This window comes from Aliirhizobium wenxiniae, assembly GCF_014201355.1.
GTDB lineage: Bacteria > Pseudomonadota > Alphaproteobacteria > Rhizobiales > Rhizobiaceae > Neorhizobium > Neorhizobium wenxiniae.
Genome location: NZ_JACHEG010000010.1, coordinates 159,008 through 174,560, shown reverse-complemented (window position 1 = coordinate 174,560; position 15,553 = coordinate 159,008). Strand labels below are relative to the sequence as shown.

The 15,553-nt window shown below is 55.9% G+C and carries 22 protein-coding genes and 2 pseudogenes; 12 read left to right on the top strand and 12 right to left on the bottom strand.

Annotation, left to right across the window (positions count from 1 at the left end; all coding sequences use genetic code 11):
• Window positions 1–21: 21 nt before the first annotated feature.
• A complete protein-coding gene (locus tag HNQ72_RS27075) occupies window positions 22–549 on the bottom strand; it encodes a Crp/Fnr family transcriptional regulator (protein ID WP_244654567.1) in 528 nt (175 codons plus the stop codon).
• Window positions 550–835: 286 nt separating this feature from the next.
• On the opposite strand from HNQ72_RS27075, the gene HNQ72_RS30780 reads away from it, so the two are divergent.
• The 7 genes and pseudogenes from HNQ72_RS30780 (at window position 836) to HNQ72_RS27040 (ending at window position 4,245) form a co-directional block, all read left to right on the top strand.
• Complete coding sequence (locus HNQ72_RS30780; protein WP_244654583.1) at window positions 836–1,012, top strand: hypothetical protein; 177 nt, start codon at window positions 836–838, stop codon at window positions 1,010–1,012.
• Window positions 946–1,452 (top strand): annotated as a pseudogene (locus HNQ72_RS27065) (sensor histidine kinase); the annotation flags it as partial. The gene HNQ72_RS30780 and the pseudogene HNQ72_RS27065, both read left to right, overlap by 67 nt.
• Window positions 1,445–1,810, top strand: a complete 366-nt coding sequence (locus HNQ72_RS27060) for a response regulator (protein WP_183997170.1) — start codon at window positions 1,445–1,447, stop codon at window positions 1,808–1,810. The pseudogene HNQ72_RS27065 and the gene HNQ72_RS27060, both read left to right, overlap by 8 nt.
• A gap of 215 nt (window positions 1,811–2,025) precedes the next feature.
• Entirely contained in the window at window positions 2,026–2,265 is a 240-nt protein-coding gene (locus HNQ72_RS27055) for a type II toxin-antitoxin system Phd/YefM family antitoxin (RefSeq protein ID WP_183997168.1), read from the top strand.
• A complete protein-coding gene (locus HNQ72_RS27050) occupies window positions 2,265–2,681 on the top strand; it encodes a type II toxin-antitoxin system VapC family toxin (protein ID WP_183997166.1) in 417 nt (138 codons plus the stop codon). Before HNQ72_RS27055 ends, HNQ72_RS27050 begins: the two co-directional genes overlap by 1 nt.
• Window positions 2,671–3,817: pseudogene (locus tag HNQ72_RS27045) on the top strand (site-specific integrase). Before HNQ72_RS27050 ends, HNQ72_RS27045 begins: the two are co-directional and overlap by 11 nt.
• A gap of 167 nt (window positions 3,818–3,984) precedes the next feature.
• The gene (locus tag HNQ72_RS27040; protein WP_183997164.1) at window positions 3,985–4,245 is read left to right on the top strand and encodes a DUF982 domain-containing protein; all 261 of its coding nucleotides are present in this window, start codon (window positions 3,985–3,987) and stop codon (window positions 4,243–4,245) included.
• Between the two features lie 317 nt (window positions 4,246–4,562).
• Here HNQ72_RS27040 and HNQ72_RS27035 read toward each other — a convergent pair whose 3' ends face one another.
• The 6 genes from HNQ72_RS27035 to nadE all read right to left on the bottom strand — a co-directional run bounded on the left by HNQ72_RS27035 (window position 4,563) and on the right by nadE (window position 8,122).
• A complete protein-coding gene (locus HNQ72_RS27035; protein ID WP_183997162.1) occupies window positions 4,563–5,015 on the bottom strand; it encodes a hypothetical protein in 453 nt (150 codons plus the stop codon).
• A gap of 54 nt (window positions 5,016–5,069) precedes the next feature.
• Window positions 5,070–5,267: a hypothetical protein gene (locus tag HNQ72_RS27030; protein WP_183997160.1), complete on the bottom strand. Its 198-nt coding sequence runs from the start codon at window positions 5,265–5,267 to the stop codon at window positions 5,070–5,072.
• Window positions 5,267–5,458 carry a DUF3606 domain-containing protein gene (locus HNQ72_RS27025; RefSeq protein ID WP_244654584.1) on the bottom strand — a complete coding sequence of 64 codons (192 nt, stop codon included), beginning with the start codon at window positions 5,456–5,458 and terminating at the stop codon, window positions 5,267–5,269. Before HNQ72_RS27025 ends, HNQ72_RS27030 begins: the two co-directional genes overlap by 1 nt.
• Window positions 5,459–5,688: 230 nt before the next feature.
• Window positions 5,689–6,429 (bottom strand): DUF72 domain-containing protein, encoded by a 741-nt coding sequence (locus tag HNQ72_RS27020; RefSeq protein WP_183997158.1) that lies wholly within the window; start codon window positions 6,427–6,429, stop codon window positions 5,689–5,691.
• A 168-nt stretch (window positions 6,430–6,597) separates the two neighbouring features.
• Window positions 6,598–7,188: a cysteine hydrolase family protein gene (locus HNQ72_RS27015; protein WP_183997156.1), complete on the bottom strand. Its 591-nt coding sequence runs from the start codon at window positions 7,186–7,188 to the stop codon at window positions 6,598–6,600.
• Window positions 7,189–7,306: 118 nt separating this feature from the next.
• On the bottom strand, window positions 7,307–8,122 hold the full coding sequence (nadE, locus tag HNQ72_RS27010; protein ID WP_183997154.1) for an ammonia-dependent NAD(+) synthetase: 816 nt from the start codon (window positions 8,120–8,122) through the stop codon (window positions 7,307–7,309).
• A 464-nt stretch (window positions 8,123–8,586) separates the two neighbouring features.
• On the opposite strand from nadE, the gene HNQ72_RS27005 reads away from it, so the two are divergent.
• Entirely contained in the window at window positions 8,587–8,739 is a 153-nt protein-coding gene (locus HNQ72_RS27005; RefSeq protein ID WP_183997152.1) for a hypothetical protein, read from the top strand.
• Window positions 8,740–9,224: 485 nt separating this feature from the next.
• Complete coding sequence (locus tag HNQ72_RS27000) at window positions 9,225–9,437, top strand: hypothetical protein (protein ID WP_183997150.1); 213 nt, start codon at window positions 9,225–9,227, stop codon at window positions 9,435–9,437.
• A 323-nt stretch (window positions 9,438–9,760) separates the two neighbouring features.
• Here HNQ72_RS27000 and HNQ72_RS26995 read toward each other — a convergent pair whose 3' ends face one another.
• The 5 genes from HNQ72_RS26995 to HNQ72_RS26975 all read right to left on the bottom strand — a co-directional run bounded on the left by HNQ72_RS26995 (window position 9,761) and on the right by HNQ72_RS26975 (window position 12,096).
• Window positions 9,761–10,015 carry a DUF982 domain-containing protein gene (locus tag HNQ72_RS26995; protein WP_183997148.1) on the bottom strand — a complete coding sequence of 85 codons (255 nt, stop codon included), beginning with the start codon at window positions 10,013–10,015 and terminating at the stop codon, window positions 9,761–9,763.
• A gap of 92 nt (window positions 10,016–10,107) precedes the next feature.
• Window positions 10,108–10,299: a hypothetical protein gene (locus tag HNQ72_RS26990; RefSeq protein ID WP_183997146.1), complete on the bottom strand. Its 192-nt coding sequence runs from the start codon at window positions 10,297–10,299 to the stop codon at window positions 10,108–10,110.
• On the bottom strand, window positions 10,299–10,502 hold the full coding sequence (locus tag HNQ72_RS26985; RefSeq protein WP_183997144.1) for a hypothetical protein: 204 nt from the start codon (window positions 10,500–10,502) through the stop codon (window positions 10,299–10,301). The genes HNQ72_RS26990 and HNQ72_RS26985 overlap by 1 nt, the downstream gene beginning before the upstream one ends.
• 363 nt (window positions 10,503–10,865) lie before the next feature.
• On the bottom strand, window positions 10,866–11,057 hold the full coding sequence (locus HNQ72_RS26980) for a hypothetical protein (protein WP_183997142.1): 192 nt from the start codon (window positions 11,055–11,057) through the stop codon (window positions 10,866–10,868).
• Between the two features lie 850 nt (window positions 11,058–11,907).
• Window positions 11,908–12,096 carry a hypothetical protein gene (locus tag HNQ72_RS26975; protein ID WP_183997140.1) on the bottom strand — a complete coding sequence of 63 codons (189 nt, stop codon included), beginning with the start codon at window positions 12,094–12,096 and terminating at the stop codon, window positions 11,908–11,910.
• Between the two features lie 65 nt (window positions 12,097–12,161).
• Here HNQ72_RS26975 and HNQ72_RS26970 point away from each other — a divergent pair, with 65 nt between their 5' ends.
• The 3 genes from HNQ72_RS26970 (at window position 12,162) to repB (ending at window position 15,506) form a co-directional block, all read left to right on the top strand.
• On the top strand, window positions 12,162–12,407 hold the full coding sequence (locus tag HNQ72_RS26970; RefSeq protein WP_183997138.1) for a hypothetical protein: 246 nt from the start codon (window positions 12,162–12,164) through the stop codon (window positions 12,405–12,407).
• Window positions 12,408–13,332: 925 nt separating this feature from the next.
• Window positions 13,333–14,547 carry a plasmid partitioning protein RepA gene (repA, locus tag HNQ72_RS26965; protein ID WP_183997136.1) on the top strand — a complete coding sequence of 405 codons (1,215 nt, stop codon included), beginning with the start codon at window positions 13,333–13,335 and terminating at the stop codon, window positions 14,545–14,547.
• Window positions 14,544–15,506, top strand: coding sequence for a plasmid partitioning protein RepB (gene repB / locus HNQ72_RS26960; protein WP_183997134.1), 963 nt, complete (start codon window positions 14,544–14,546; stop codon window positions 15,504–15,506). The genes repA and repB overlap by 4 nt, the downstream gene beginning before the upstream one ends.
• Window positions 15,507–15,553: the final 47 nt, after the last annotated feature.

Below are 15,553 nucleotides of genomic sequence, written 5' to 3'. Positions count from 1 at the left end.
TGAACAATTTTCACTGTTCGCCTAATTGGCTGCAGCAATACGCACGCTCGGAAAGGCTGGCGACCCAGTGGCGAGAGGCAAAGCCATGAGGCGCTCGTATTCAACCTCGGGCGCTCCATAGGCTTCCCCAGCCACAGTGATCAAACCCTGGCGGTCTCGTATCTCAATGCTCATTCTGGTCGAGCGGATCAGTGTTTCGCCTTCCAGCAGGTGAAGGGCGTCGGTGACCGACGAACGGCGGACACCGAGCATGATCGCCAGATAGTCGTGTGTGAGTTGAAAGGACCGGCCGGGAACTCGGTCATGCACCATGACAAGCCATCGCGCCAACCGCTGTCTGATCTCGAACTTGGCATTGGCGAGCGCTGTATAGCTCACCTGGACTCCAAGCGACCGCAAGAAGCGACGTGCAAAAATGCGAAGTTCCGGAGTTGCAAGCGCAAAAGCAACGAAATCGGAGGCCATCATGACCAGAGCGTCTCCTTCAACCTGCGTGATCAGTTCGTAAGGGGTATACGCGTCACCCTCGACAAGGGCCGCACCTGTCATTCCCTCGCGCCCGACTAGACCCGTCTCTACCCGGCTTCCCTCCCGACCGACGACGATCAGCGATCCCACACAGTCGATCGGAAAATAGACCTTGGTCGCCGTTGTCGGCGTGAACGCTCAAGGGGCGCGTGACTGGACCGACACCAAAGTGGGCATTGTGGAAGATGTCGCAGAGAGCGCAAGGTCTGCTGTAGAACGCGCCCGTGCCGAGGACGCACTGCGCGAGAGCGAGGAACGCTACCGCACGCTGTTCGAGGCGATCGACGAGGGCTTCGCGATCTTCGAGATGATCTACAACGCCTCCGGACAGACCGTAGATTTCCGCTACGTCGAAACGAATCCGGCGTTCGAACGACAGACCGGTCGTCGGCCGCAGCCGGGGCAGACGATGCGGGAGACCGGCTGGCGGCCCTTGCGAGAGTGCAGGGTCTTCTATCGCGGCTTGATGAGCATGATCGAGTGACGTTTGATGAGTTGATAGGCACAGAGCTCACGGCTATCGGAGCAGGATCCGAGCGGGTGACGACTGAAGGCCCTGCAGGCGTCCGCTTGCGGTCTTCAACTGTTCAGACACTGGCACTCGCGATCCACGAATTGGCGACAAACGCATCGAAATATGGCGCGCTCGTGCAACCAAACGGCCGGTTACAGGTTCGATGGACATTCGAGCAAGCGGCACCCTCAGCGAAGCCGTGGCTGCACATCGACTGGCGTGAGACCGGCCTGGTCATGCCGCCCTCGGATGCTCCGGCGCGGGGGACCGGTCACGGTCGTGAACTGATCGAAAAAGCCTTGCCCTATCAGCTTGGCGCAAAGACGTCATACAGCTTCGAAGCGGACGGCGTGCACTGCACGATCTCGATCCCGGTTTCGACAACAGGGAAGGAGACGGAACATGCCTGAGCATAGAATTGCTGGACGTCGTATACTCGTCGTCGAAGACGAGTACATGCTTGCCGACCAACTGCGAAATGAACTTGAGCAGGAGGGCGCGGTGGTCGTAGGGCCGGCCGGTCGCCTTGAGACTGCATTTGAGTTACTCGAAAGCGATGCGCAGATCGATAGCGCCATTCTCGATGTCAACCTTGGCGGCGACAATGTCTTCCCGCTCGCCGAGGCTTTGGCTGCACGCAACGTGCCATTTGTGTTCGCAACGGGATACGAGGCCTCGACGATCCCTTCGAAGTTCAGCAAAATTCCAATCTGTGACAAGCCGGTTGAGATGCATCGATTGAAACGAGCGCTTGGAGACGCGTCGTAGTGCCTGGCAAGCCGAATATCAACTTCGTCTGAGCTGAAGCGCCTCGTTCCGCACGGGGGAGAGCGCTCAAAAGCACATTTGATAAAGTCAGTGGTGCAAACTAAGCTAGATAGAGTTCCCTCACAGCTCGTTATCGGAAGTCATCAGACCAACCACTTGACCAGCCTCGGAAAGGCGCCTATTTTGTGCTCTAAGCCAACATTGAGGTCGCGCCGATGACGACCACCGTCAAGATTTCCGAAGCGAAAACCCATCTTTCTGACCTGCTTGCCCGCGTCGAGGCCGGCGAAGATTTTGTTATTGCTCGTGGCAATGATCCAATCGCCCACGTCACCCGCATGCGCAAGGAGAACGACTTGCAGTTGCTGTTCGCCGAAGTCCGGGCCGCCCGCCATAAGGCATCGCCTTCCACGCATGACGAGATCCTCTCCTGGCGCGATAAAGGTCGCCGCTGATGCCTTTTGTCATGGACGCCTCGATGGCGGCGGCTTGGCTGTTGCCGGAAGACTTTTCCGATGCGGCCGAGGCTGTGATCGCCACCATCGACGCCCCCTGCCCTGTGCCCACGCTCTTCTTTTTCGAGATCCGCAACATTCTGTCGATGTCCGAACGCCGCGGTCGCATCTCCGCCGGCGGCGCACTGGTCAACATGGAGCGCGTGCGCCGGCTGCCGCTCGACGATGCGGGCATTGGCGGCGATAGTTATGTGTTGTTGCTGTCTGCCAATCATGGTCTGAGCGCCTATGACGCGGCCTATTTGGCACTTGCTCTCAATCGCACAGCTCCATTGGCCACGCTCGACAGGAAACTGGCCGCAGCCGCGCGCAAGGAAGGCGTACCGGTCCTCGGGCCATTCGCCAATGTCGACTGATCGACCAGCCGGCGATGTCGTGGATCGCCGCGCCCACGAACTCGACACGATCGCCGCCGTCCTGCCGCTGGAACGGCGTGACGAACTCGCCGAGCTGTTGACCGATCAGGACGTCGACACGCTTCGTCACATAGTCAACGAAGGTATGGCCGAAAACACTTTGCGCGCCCTCACCTCCGATCTTGCTTATCTGCAGGCATGGTCTCTGGCGGCCACCGGAAGATCCCTGTCATGGCCGGCACCCGAGGCATTGCTGCTCAAATTTGTTGCGCATCATCTGTGGGATCCGGTCAAGCGGGAAACAGAGCCAGATCACGGCATGCCGGCAGCTGTAGAGATAAATCTCCGGGGCCAGGGTTTTCTGAAGGTCACCGGCCCGCATGCGCCCGACACGGTCCGCAGAAGGCTGGCCTCCTGGTCGACCCTGAGCAAATGGCGCGGGCTTTCTGGTGCCTTCAGCTCTCCTGCCTCAGGTCTGCAATTCGGTTAGCGGTGCGCGCGACGCCGCGACCCGCAAACGCAAGAGCGCCAAGGCGGTAAAAGGCGACGTGCTGGCCAAGATGCTGGCGGCCTGTGCGAGCGACAGTCTGCGTGATCTGCGCGACCGGGCGATCCTGATGGTCGCTTTTGCCTCTGGTGGCCGACGGCGCGGTGAGATTGCCGGCCTGCGCCGCGAACAGCTGACGGTCGAGACGCCGATTGCCGTCGAGGTCGGCCCTCCCCTCACCTCTCTCGCCATCCATCTTGGGCGCACAAAAACCTCGGGCACCGATCATGATGAGGTTGTTTATCTGACCGGTCGACCCGTTGAAGCGCTGAATGAATGGATGACAAATGACGGGATCGAGACGGGTTCAGTGTTCCGGAAGGTGGATCGCTGGGGGAATGTGTCGAAGCGGATGCTCGATCCGAAATCGGTCAACGATATCGTCAAGCAGCGGGCGGCGCTGGCGGGTTTGGACAGCTGTGAATTTTCGGCGCGCGGATTGCGATCGGGATATCTGACTGAAGCCGCGAGCCGTGGCATACCCCTTCCAGAAGCGATGGAACAGTCGCGGCATCGATCGGTGCAGCAGGCGTCGAGCTATTACAATAGCGCGACGCGGCGTAGTGGGCGTGCCGCACGCCTGCTATAATTCAGGGGCCGTTTGACAGACACCCCAAGCTTTTCAGAAGCGAGGCACAAGCAGCCGAGCGACACCTTCCGTGCGCTCGCGGACCAACTCCCATGCTGAAACTGACCCTGGGAACTTACGCGCTTTGTGACCGTTAGTGGGCCGCAGATTTACAGGGAGTAAAATCAATGTCAGGGCCAAATTCACGCTGGGACGAACCAGTCGAACTTCCCACCGCGGGAAACGGATCTTATCAAATCAGTGGGCCATTCGAAGCCCTGGCTCACCTAAGCGAGAACTGGCCCACGCGGCAAGATCTTCACTTCGTGAAGGCACGTAGCGCTTGCCGGGGTGCGCTGGCAGGTCACAGAACGGTCGAGGAAGCGCGCGCAGCTTTTGAGGCGGCAGCCGCCGAAGCTCGGAAGCATTTCGACAGCCGTCGCCACTGATTTTGCTGGAGGCTTTGGTGCGTTTTGACGCGAACGCCCACGGTCTTCCGCCGATTTCAAATAGCCCGCAAAGGGCCGATCCCTTTCGCGACGGCCTTCTTCGCGCAATGATGCTCATGCATTCTATCGATGCAGACAGACCGTATCTATTGACCCAGCTTGTGCGGGAGATTTGGAGTCGACATTCGCTGCAAGAATGGTTGGGCCAGCACCTGCCCCGGATGACACACCCACTATGACCGCGATCCACGATCGGCGATGGGTCCGCCGCTGGGTCAATGCGCAACCCTAGTCCGTAAGAGCTGTCGCGCACGAGCCTAAACTTGGGTAGGTTTTATTGTATCTACTGAAATGTCACCATCAAGTACTCCTCGCTTGAGATCCGATCGACCATGTTCAATCTCGATCACCGTGTAGAGCTTCTCGTCTCTGAATGCGCTCGCGTGTCGGGTCGAGACATCTTCGGCAGGGAGAGCGTCGATTTCCTGAAAGTCCAGCTCAGCTCCCGCTGCGACGATCCGCGCGTCACCGGCTGTCCGGGCTGCGACGACAACGGTCCCGTGGGATGGGGCATTGTCCCAACGAAAATCGTCAGGAGCCGCGATTGCTTCAAGTCGATAGACGGTGAGCATTTCACCGGCATCAGTGCCGGTGGCGACGGTGGCCGCATCTTCTACTTGAGCCTGGCTTTCCACGGACGAGCCGAAACGATTTTCGGTAGTGCTCGTCCCTTGATTGTGGGCAGAGACTGCGGTGTTTTCATCGCGCATAGGACCTTCCTCTCAAAGTTAAGCGACGTGCTTCTTTGTCCAGACCTCTGGGCTCTACTCGTCGTGCAGACTGGGACGGTACGAGCGCGTTTTCTTTCGGGCCTCATCGTGTTCCGCCTGAAAAAGGCGATCAAGAAGTTGGGAAAACATCCCTTCGTTTCGAGGTGGCCGGTAGGCGGGCTGCTGCCGTACCGCCTGGCGGACCATGCGGCTTGACGCTAGTGAAATGAAATCGGTCGAATAGGCATCCATCAGATTTCTCCGCTCAAATCATTCGATCGAGTTCGTTCTCGCTTCTCGCGGCTGTTCCCGATCTCTTTGATAGTGTCTTTCACTAAGTCCTTGGAGACGCCTTCTTGGTGAGCCTCATATCGAACCTCATGATTCTGGCTATCGGCAACTCGTGCGCGGTCTTGTTTACGACCTCGTCCAGAATTTGACACAACAGATCCTCCACTTGTTTGGAGGTCGAACACGCGTTGCGCGTGTATTGTTCCACCGCATCGCCGCATGTCATGACGTTGATTGTAGGTAATGCGGTGCCCGCCGTCCTTCAGTTGATCGGCGCTGGCATATGACGCCGCCAATCGTACCGTACTCAATGCAGCGATAACGAATTTGTAGCCAAGTAATGCAAGCCGGATTACCGCGTACCGGTGCTTTGTCGATGGGATTAGCTCGGCTTTACTGATGGAGCCTCATGAGGCAAACGCCCCGGCGCTTGATGTAAGTCGAGCATCTCTAAAGCATTTTCTCCTGCTGCTCCGGAGGCGGTGTTGTCGAAGACACACCACGCCCCAGGTGTAAGAAGCTCCGAAAATGCCCGCAATTCGTCGCTCGTGTAGCTCGAGTAGTAGATTTTAGGCCTTCCATGAAGGCGCACATAGCGTGGAGGTACGGCAAAATCTTCTAGTGTCCACACCACGGACGGATCGGCTAAGACTGGGTCGATTCTGTAGGCTCTCAAGAGATACGCAGCTTCGTCCGACTTCCAGCTTTTGTGCCTGACCTCGATGACGATCTGTCCTGTGTCCGCAGACCGCATAGCCTTGAAGGCGGTCTCAATATGCTCTGCATTGAACGCGAGTGACGGTGGCAACTGGCAAAGCAAAGGCCCGCGTTTTTCTCCGAGAGATACGATGTCCTGGAGAAACCCTTCAAAAGGCTCCGCGATCTCGCGCATTGCTCGAACATGGGTAATCTCCTTCGGTAGTTTGACTGAAAACCGAAAGCTGTCTGGCACGGAGTCAGCCCAGCGCGCGAACGTCGATGGTCGATGCCGGCGGTGAAAAGTCGAATTGATCTCCACCCCATTGAATACGGACGCATATCGCGTCAGGCTGCTACCCTGCTCGCTAAATCGGTTAGCCGCGGGTTGGGAAATAGCCCATGCAGCGGTCGCTATGATTGTCATGATTGGCCTGCTTAAACGACATTCGTAAATGCCCCCGTTGCTAATCAGAGGGGGCTAACACACAGTTCTAGGATACACTTGCCTCAATGCGCTGCCGCTAGGCGAGGTCCGTCAAATGCGGCGTTCCAGTACTCCCACCCGCCGGTCGCGAGAGCCCTGCCCATAGTGTCATGCCCGTGATGGCACCCGACCGAGAAACTCCTCCGTAGACAAGATTTCCAGTTGCACTGAAAACCGGTCACCCAACAATTCGAGTGAGGCATCATGTGTCTCATCAGCCCCACTGCAGACCGCATCTTTGAGCAGAATAACCTGGTAGCCAAGGTCTAACGCGCCGATGGCAGCCGCCAAAACACACACGTCCGTCTCACCGCCTGAGATCGCGAGCGTGCTACACCCCTCCCCCGCCAGTACCCGATGAAGCTCTCCTGTTGTCCAGGGAGAATAGGTCATCTTGTCGAAGATTCTCGCCGGCGGAACCAAGGCCTTCAGCGCAGGAACAAGATCGACCATTGCCGGTCCGAGAACCTCGAGAGTCATAGAATCCCATTTCTCGTAATGGTGTCGCCAAGTTCCGGGCATGTCCTCGGCGCGCCTCGGCGAGACAAAACGCGTAAAGATCGTCCGGTGCGGATTTCGCTGGGCCACCTCCAGCACTTGCGGCGAGACATTACGCATCCACGGCACGTGCCACGGTGTCTCTTCAGCGAACATCCTTTGCATGTCGATGCACAGGTGGATCCAGTTACTATCGTCCATGGCTCACCTCCCTCGGCACGAACCGAGGAGACCGTCGCTAGTTCCATCGCGACCCTAACGCTCCCGAATTGGCGCAAAAAATCCTAGCCCCACGGTATCAGCACCCGATTTTGTAAGATTACCTGTTTGGCGCGACTGGAAGGGAGCGTTTGTGCGCGCTGGCATAATAGGTTCTCAAGATCACCTGGCGCGCGTGCTCTCCAACTGGCCTTCCTTCAAGGAAATCGTCGATCTCGTCGTAAGTGACGCCGTAAACCTCTTCATCTGGACGAAGTGGCTTATCAGATTCGAGATCCGCGGTTGGCACCTTGAACACCAGTTCCCGTGGGGCGCCCATATGTTCTGCGATAGCCCTCACCCGCCGTTTGGTGAGACCTGCGAGCGGCAGGACGTCAGCTGCACCATCCCCGAATTTAGTAAAAAATCCCATCAGCGCTTCGGCCGCTTGATCGGTCCCGATCACCAATCCCCCCGTTGCACCTGCCAAAGCATATTGTGCAATCATGCGTTGACGGGCTTTGATGTTCCCGAAATGGAAGTCCTTTCGATCGGCACCAAAAAGATCCGCGCCATCGACCGCGGAAAGCGTCGCGTCAGCAGCTGGCTTGATATCAATGGTGACGACACGATCCGGTTTGATTAAGGCCAGAGATCTTTGGGCGTCCGCCTCGTCGGCTTGAACTCCGTACGGTAAGCGGACCGCTATGAACCGTGCCTGGTAGCCGTCATCGCGAAGTCCTTTCGATGCGGCTTGGGCAAGCAGACCTGCAACAAGAGAATCGACACCGCCGCTTATGCCTAAAACGAAAGTTCGGCCGGATGTATTGCGCAGACAGCCGCTCAGGAAGCCTATGCGCCTAGACACCTCCTGCGCTGCATCGAAGTCGGCAGCCACGCCAAGAGTTGTCGCGATAGAATTTTGTTCTTCGTCCATCTTCAATCCTGTCCAGGGGGTACGGTTATCATCTGCCGAGCGGGTTACAAGGAAACCGCCGTTCCTCTTTCCAGTTCCCTAAGCTTCTAAGCTGCGCAGATGTAGGAATGCTCTCAGCGCGACGGGGCAAAACGGCGGCTCTTAGCCAACCCGCCGAGTTCAAGCTGCTGAGGGGAACTATCCAACCCGACCTTTGTTCGTTTCGCATCGCAAAGGAGAACATTGATGTCAGAAAAGGACCTATCCCGCCCAAATCCAAGTGCACAGACAAGCTCTCGGACTGAATTTGAGGCGCGAGGTATCGATCGGCAGGGCGCGGGCAACGAGGCAGGCGGAGCCGCAGGTGCCAGCCGGTACCGCGAGTTTGTCGACGTGGACAAAACTCCACCGCAAGAGCGTGAGGAAGGCCGTCATTGCGCGACACGCCAAGCGACAACCAAATAGCGAAGCATCAGGAGGGTCCTTTGGACGATAAGAAATTTCTACGTAACAGGGTCGAAGCGTCACGGCGGCCCGGAAAACCGAAGTTTGGTGGTGGAAGTGTCGGACTAATTGCAGCAGGTGCCATCTTCGTTGCGGCCCTGTTCATCGGCTTTGTCGTCTATGGCCTGACTTGATAGGAGGAACACTGGCTCAGGGAAACCAAGGACCCAAATGGTGGTTCGCAATCTTCGGAAGTCAGAGCAGCAATGCTGGCGCGGCAAGAGCAGTGACAATGATCGTCATTTTCATCGTAGTGCCAGCGTAATTTTGTATCCCGCCAAGAGCTGATTGCCCATGTCGCCGACGACATTTGTGGAGAAAGCTGACGATAAACCGGAAGATTGGGACCCGATCAACGAAAGCTTCGTTCTTCGGCTATCGCTTTGGTTTCCCCTCGCCGAGCGCTCAAACTAGACCCCGTAGCGCTCTTCTGACCCGTAACCGTAGCGGAATTTTCTTTTTGTCAATTTTTCCCGGAACAAATCGCAAAAAGTCGTGGTTCCTCAAAACAGCTGACGCCTTTCGCATGGACGTCGGCTGTCCTCTGTACTGCTCCCCTCACCGGCTAAACCCGGTGGGGGTTGCGGTAATCGGAACACAAAAGACATAGCGATTTAGCATGGCATACAGTCGATTACGCATCCTCATCATGTCTCTCGGACCACGCGCGTTCAAAAACTTGCCTGATGGCGTCGGTTTGAAGACTGCGATCCAAGCGAAGAACGAAGGCCTGGTCGAAGCGGATGGCGAATTCTCTGCCGTCTCGAAATACCGGCTGACGGCAGCCGGTATCACGAAGAAGAGCCTTTATGGCGGGAGCAAGCGGAACTAAATCAAGCACGTGCTGTTATGTCCGCATCGGATTTGATTGCAACCTTCCGATAACCCCATAAGCCCCTGTCGTTGTCCCCCTCCGACAGGGGTTTACCTTTTTGAGATAGCCCGCTCCATTGCCGTGGTTGGGCTGTGGTGCTCCCTGTCGCTGACCTCTACATCGGCGACAGGGGTATCAGCCAAGTATTCAGCTTGGCGCTCGGAACTCTGAATGAAAATCTCAGTTCGCCTTAGAGACGGTCATTCTACCCAATGACTGCTCGGTGTCTCTCTGCCGCGCACCTCTCTCAAATCCGCGCGGCAGAGAGCACTCCCCGGAAACTATGCGAGCACATACGCCTCTATCGCAGCTGAGATGAATGCTTCTCTCGCGACTTCGGTTGGCACGGACCCTTGCGCCGCTTCTTTGCAGACCTTCACCGCGCGGCGATAGTGATCGCCACGTTCATGAGGCCACCTATGCTGAAGGTAATGAATAGCATCGGATGCACTCTCAACCGCTTCGGATGACCCGTGTCCAATACGCACAAGTACAGGCGCACGAAATGGTGCGCTCGCAAGAATATCGATCGCCATGACACACTCCTTGACCTGCCGCTTTGCTCTTAATTTTAGGCAGATGCTGAATATTTGGGCGCAGATTGCGCCTTGTCAAGAAATATGAGTGACTAACAACTAAATAGCCTGAGCCGATTTCCCGGCGGTAATTCGATCTGCTTTTTGGCTTCGAGGTAGAACAACGCATTCAAGATTTGGTCTTGGCTGTGCCCTGCCCCGAGCAGTGGCATGCCAATGTCGAACCTGCTGATCGGCGTGTCGAGCACCCGCAACTGCTCCAACAGGGCGTCGATCGATTGCATCAACCATCACGCTCGAACGACGGCTTCCAGCCACGCGCGATCCAGCCGCTAAGGTAAAAGCTGGCTGTTTCAAGCTGGTCGTATAGGAATTCCGCGTCGGCGATGACTGACCGAAGAGCCGCCAGCGCGTTTCCACCGAACGCGTCCAAAACCTTTAGCGCCTTATCGATATCGACTTTTTCGATGCGTTGAACAGCGGACATAACGGCCTCCACAATAGGATTATGTTCCTGTTTTGTTCTCAATACGCGACCGAGTCAACTTGGATAAAGTCGATCGCATATAAGCTATTGCAACTTCTCGCATCTTTTCGCTCCCCCTCTGTCTTTGTTACGCTATGGAGGAATTGGGGCAAAGCATGTATTTCACGGCATTCGAAGCGCTGGACCCAGCCGATCTCACAACACTCAAAGCCGTGCTCTAAGACATTCGTTTGGATCGCGGCATTGTCGCGCCTGATCCGCACTTGGACGAACTGGCACGCGATGTTGTCAATTTGTGGCTTGCTGGTTTTCGCGGTCCTCGCAAATTGAAGGTGATGATGAAGCCGCTAGATATCACCTTGTTCAGTAACGACACACTGGACCACGACGAGCATTCATCAGTAGCTCCTGCTTGGTCGCGAACGTGCCAAAGAGTTCGGTCAGCCTAAGTTGCTCATCGCTAGTCAGCCGATATCGGTTCACGAAATCAGCAACTTTGATGACCTCTTTCAGCGCCTTTTGATCGATGCTTGCTGTGTCAATGTGGGACGACATTGTTTCTCCTCCAAACATACTTTAGTTAACGGAAATATTAACCAGATGTTCCACCAGAGAATCGAGTGTCGCGCCAAGTATCACGACTAAGTTATCGGATCGCGATAGTCCAAAATCTTACGAAAACGCAGAACATGCGCAGGTTATACAGTGAATATCCCCCGAACGTACATTAGCGTACACACACGCTCAGGGACTAGTACGAGCCGATAAATATGCGTTTCAGAGGACAAGCGTATTCCAAGGACCTTTCGCGGTGAGCCGTTGACCGTGGCCGTTATCGGCGACTTTGCCGGATTCGTGTACATCATCCGTGATCGCGAAAGCAACCGGCGTATATCGGTAAGAAAACGTTCTGGTTTCGACCACCCTCCCCCGCTAAAAGGCACCTAGCGCAATGAAGGGAAGATCCGACGAATATATCGACCGGCTTGCCGGCAAATGCACCCCCGCCTCACCTCTCTCGGAGGCGAAGAAATACTATTAAGTCTGTCGGGAATATTTTTGCTCCGAAAGCGCTTCTTAGCCCCTCCCCTCATCCGAGCTCCCTATTTTCACACTTCCGCCGAAGATGGCCATCAGAGCGAGTTTCACGCAGCCAATAGCCCCGATACTTATTCGTATTTGCATTTCGAGCTTGGGGAGGCAGCACTAAGGCCATAAACCACGCTTGCAATTGAACTTCTTCTCACGCATTTCTTTTGCACAAAAGCGTCGGAAATCGCGAGACCCACGCCAGCGCTTTTCCCCGAAACTCCCGAGCATTGACGAGATGAATGGCGGCGCGCAAACCATGGACGGCCAATCGCCGACCACGTTTCGCTCAGCGAGCCACGAGGCCTTCAGCAAACTATGTGTCGCATTGCCAAAGCCACGGAAGTCGACGACGGGCGTCAAGGCTCAGGTTAAAGCCGGCCACCATGGGGCTGGCGACATCGATCGCCAACGTCAGCCAGGGACGCTGCAATGGTTGGCAGTTTTCGTCGCCATGCCGAAGCACATGCTGGTCGAGATACGCGCCTTCTACGAAAGCTGCCATCATCCACATCTCGCCCCGGTATTAGAGGCATGCAGGGCCGGCGTCGAGTATCGGAGACGTTTCTGATGCGTAAAAAGCTGAGCGGTGTCGAGGCCCGCCGTTGCTGCAGCCTGCAGCCGGACCGGAATCGTTTACCGATCTCAAGTCATCCAGCACACGACAGCGAGATTTTAGCTTTGCAGTTGCATTGGGGTGCTTGGTCGCAGACCGCCTTTTGCTACTCTTGGCTATTGTTGTTCCAGCCGTGTTGGAGTTATGTGGCCTGCCTGATTTGGCACGAGGAAAGGCAGCGATCCGAGGCTATCGAGTGAACGGATCGCTGCCGTTTCAGTTTTCCACACCCCCACCCCAGCGACCTATCTTGATAACGATTGCGCTACTCTTCAGGGCATAAGCATATATTCATTGTGCCCGCCACGCCGCCGCACGTCGGGCACTTCGAGTGGAGGTTACTTCTGTTTTTTGTAGGGCAGTAGCAGTAACCTCCACCACTCTCCTCCACACGGTCTCTTGCAGTTGCGTCTGTCGCTTAAGCGCTACCTCCCCCAGGTGGAGGTTTAAGCTTCTTAGGAGTAGCTCGTTCACCTCCACATCTGTGGGATCGCTCTAAAGACGAGTACGGAATTCATTACCCCCGTACGCTTTCGAACTGGCGACTGTTCTTTCTTGATGATGGACAGTCGCCTTCGCTCTGTGCGATATCGTACGGGCCAATTTCATATCTTCCTGACCGATACGCATCATTCTCATAACCTGACGTCGCGAGGCAGGCACTTCCGACCTCGGCCCATTGGTCGTGCCGCCGTCAAAACGAGGTTTCGGGTCAACACTCATCGGGAATGGTCGCGACTTAGACTCCTAGTCCATCGGGAGGCTTCGACTTCCCGTGAAGATCCTGCCGTCGTTTTCATCCCCTCCTCGAGATCGCCTGCCGTTAAGCGGCGTGACAGTCAAATTCGTTACTCTGATTCGCCAGCGGACGGGGATTAGGAGACGCTTAGCCGACTTATCGACTCTTTTTTTGAGGGCCCGTTAACGACCATTGAAGCACGAAATGAGCTGAAACACGTTGGTTTTCTGGGGAATTTTGCGTTGCATAAGATGGTGTGCCGCCGAATTTAAGATCTTGTTAACCCTAAATAGCTTGCCGAGCACGTAGAATCGCGTCTTATTGCAACAGCGGACGATAGTGGATTTCACCGCAACAAAGCGCTGTTACCGATTTTTGGGCTAAATATGAAAACGAAGGCTGAAGCTACGACACAACCACGCGACACGTTGGTGAGCCTTATCGACAGGCATTCTTCGGCCCTTGCTATCCAACTTCAGGCGCACCACGTTAGCACGTTTCCTCCGACTGCCCAGAAGGGGATAAGGCATTTTCAGCCATCGGAAGCCGCAAAGCTTGTCGGCGTGAAGGAAGTCTATCTCCGTCAGGTATCCAACGATATCGATGGACTTGAAGTTAGCACGACCCCGGGAGGGCGCCGATCATACTCAGTCGAGGATATCGATAAGATTCGGCGGCATCTCGATAAAGTAGGACGAGCGGATCGTCGGTACCTGCCTCATCGAAGGGATGGTGAGGAGCTTCAGGTTATCTCCGTCATGAATTTCAAAGGCGGCTCCGGCAAGACGACGACATCTGCGCACCTTGCGCAATATCTCGCGCTGCGCGGCTATAGAGTTTTGGCGGTGGACCTCGATCCGCAGGCGAGTCTATCAGCACTCTACGGCCATCAGCCGGAACTTGATGTTAAAGACAACGAGACAATGTACGGCGCGATCCGATACGACGAGCAACGTCGGCCGCTCACGGAGCTTGTCCGCAAGACCAACATCCCTGGCCTGGACCTTGTCCCCGGCAACCTTGAACTCATGGAATTCGAGCACGATACTCCGCGTGCGCTCATGACCCGTAAAACCGGTGACGTCATGTTCTTCCAGCGCGTCAGCGATACGATCGATGAAGTTAGCGCGGACTATGACGTCGTAGTTATCGATTGTCCCCCACAACTCGGTTACCTGACCCTGTCTGCCCTCACCGCAGCAACATCAGTTCTCGTCACGGTACATCCTCAGATGCTGGATGTTATGTCGATGAACCAATTCTTGGCGATGGTCGCGGACCTGCTGCGCGAAGTCGCCGCAGCCGGCGGGAATGTCGATTTCGCCTGGCTACGGTACCTTGTCACAAGGTTTGAGCCGTCGGACGGGCCTCAGAACCAGATGGTGGGATATCTTCGGTCAATTTTTGGGGCACACGTGTTGAATTTCCCGATGTTGAAATCGACAGCAGTGTCCGACGCGGGCTTAACCAATCAAACACTCTATGAAGTCGAGCGTGGCCAATTCACCCGCAGCACCTACGACCGGGCCCTGGAGGCCATGAATAGCGTGAATGACGAGATCGAGACACTCATCAAGAAAGCTTGGGGTAGACCGACATGAGCAGAAAAAACCTTTTAAACCTTATCCAGGTCGACGCCGACATGCCGACCAAAGCAGCAGTCTCAGATAACAAGTTGGTGGGCCAAGTTGCCAACTCAATGCGAGAGGAGAAGGCTCGTCAAGCACGTGCCGATGAGATCGAGCGGCGCCTGTCTGAAGGTCAGGCGGTCATAGAGCTCGACCCGGCTGTGGTGGAACCATCCTTTGTGCGCGACCGCATGCCGGGCGACATCGCAGGACTCCTCGCATCAATCCGAGACCAGGGTCAGCAAGTGCCGATCCTAGTGCGCCCTCACCCGAGAGAAGCAGGCCGTTATCAAGTTGCTTTTGGTCACCGCCGCTTGCGTGCGATTCAAGAGCTTGGCCAGCACGTCAAAGCAATCGTGCGGAGCCTCACCGACGAAGAGCTCGTCATTGCTCAGGGTCAGGAAAACAATGAGCGAGAGGACCTTTCGTACATAGAGAAGTCTCGTTTTGCGCACCACCTCAAGAAACGTTTCCCGCGCGAAGTCATCATCTCTGCCATGTCACTGGACAAGGCGGAGATTTCTCGCATGTTTGCCCTTATCGACCAAATTCCCGTGGATTTGATTGACGCCATTGGACCGGCTCCGGGCGTAGGTCGACGTAGTTGGCAGGAGTTGGCGGAACTCGTTCAGAAGTCCTCCGGCCAGGATGCCATTGAGATCGTTCGCGGCGAGGACATGCAGCGAATGCCGTCGCAAGATCGTTTTAAAGCTATTGTTGCCACGCTGAAACCGCGTCGCACCGTGCGACTGCCAGAGGTGCTATCTGCACAGTCTGGGGAGCGCCTTGCTCACGTAAAGCAGAGCAAAACCAAACTTGAAATAACGATCGATCGAACGGAAGCAGCTGATTTCGCTGCATTCTTGTTAAACGACGCAGTTGCGCTCTTCGAAGAGCGTCGCGCAAACAGTCAACTTAAGAAGGAAGCGTAAACCGCAAAAGAAAAGAGGCCCCAAAACGTCGCCGCCTCGGAAGCCCC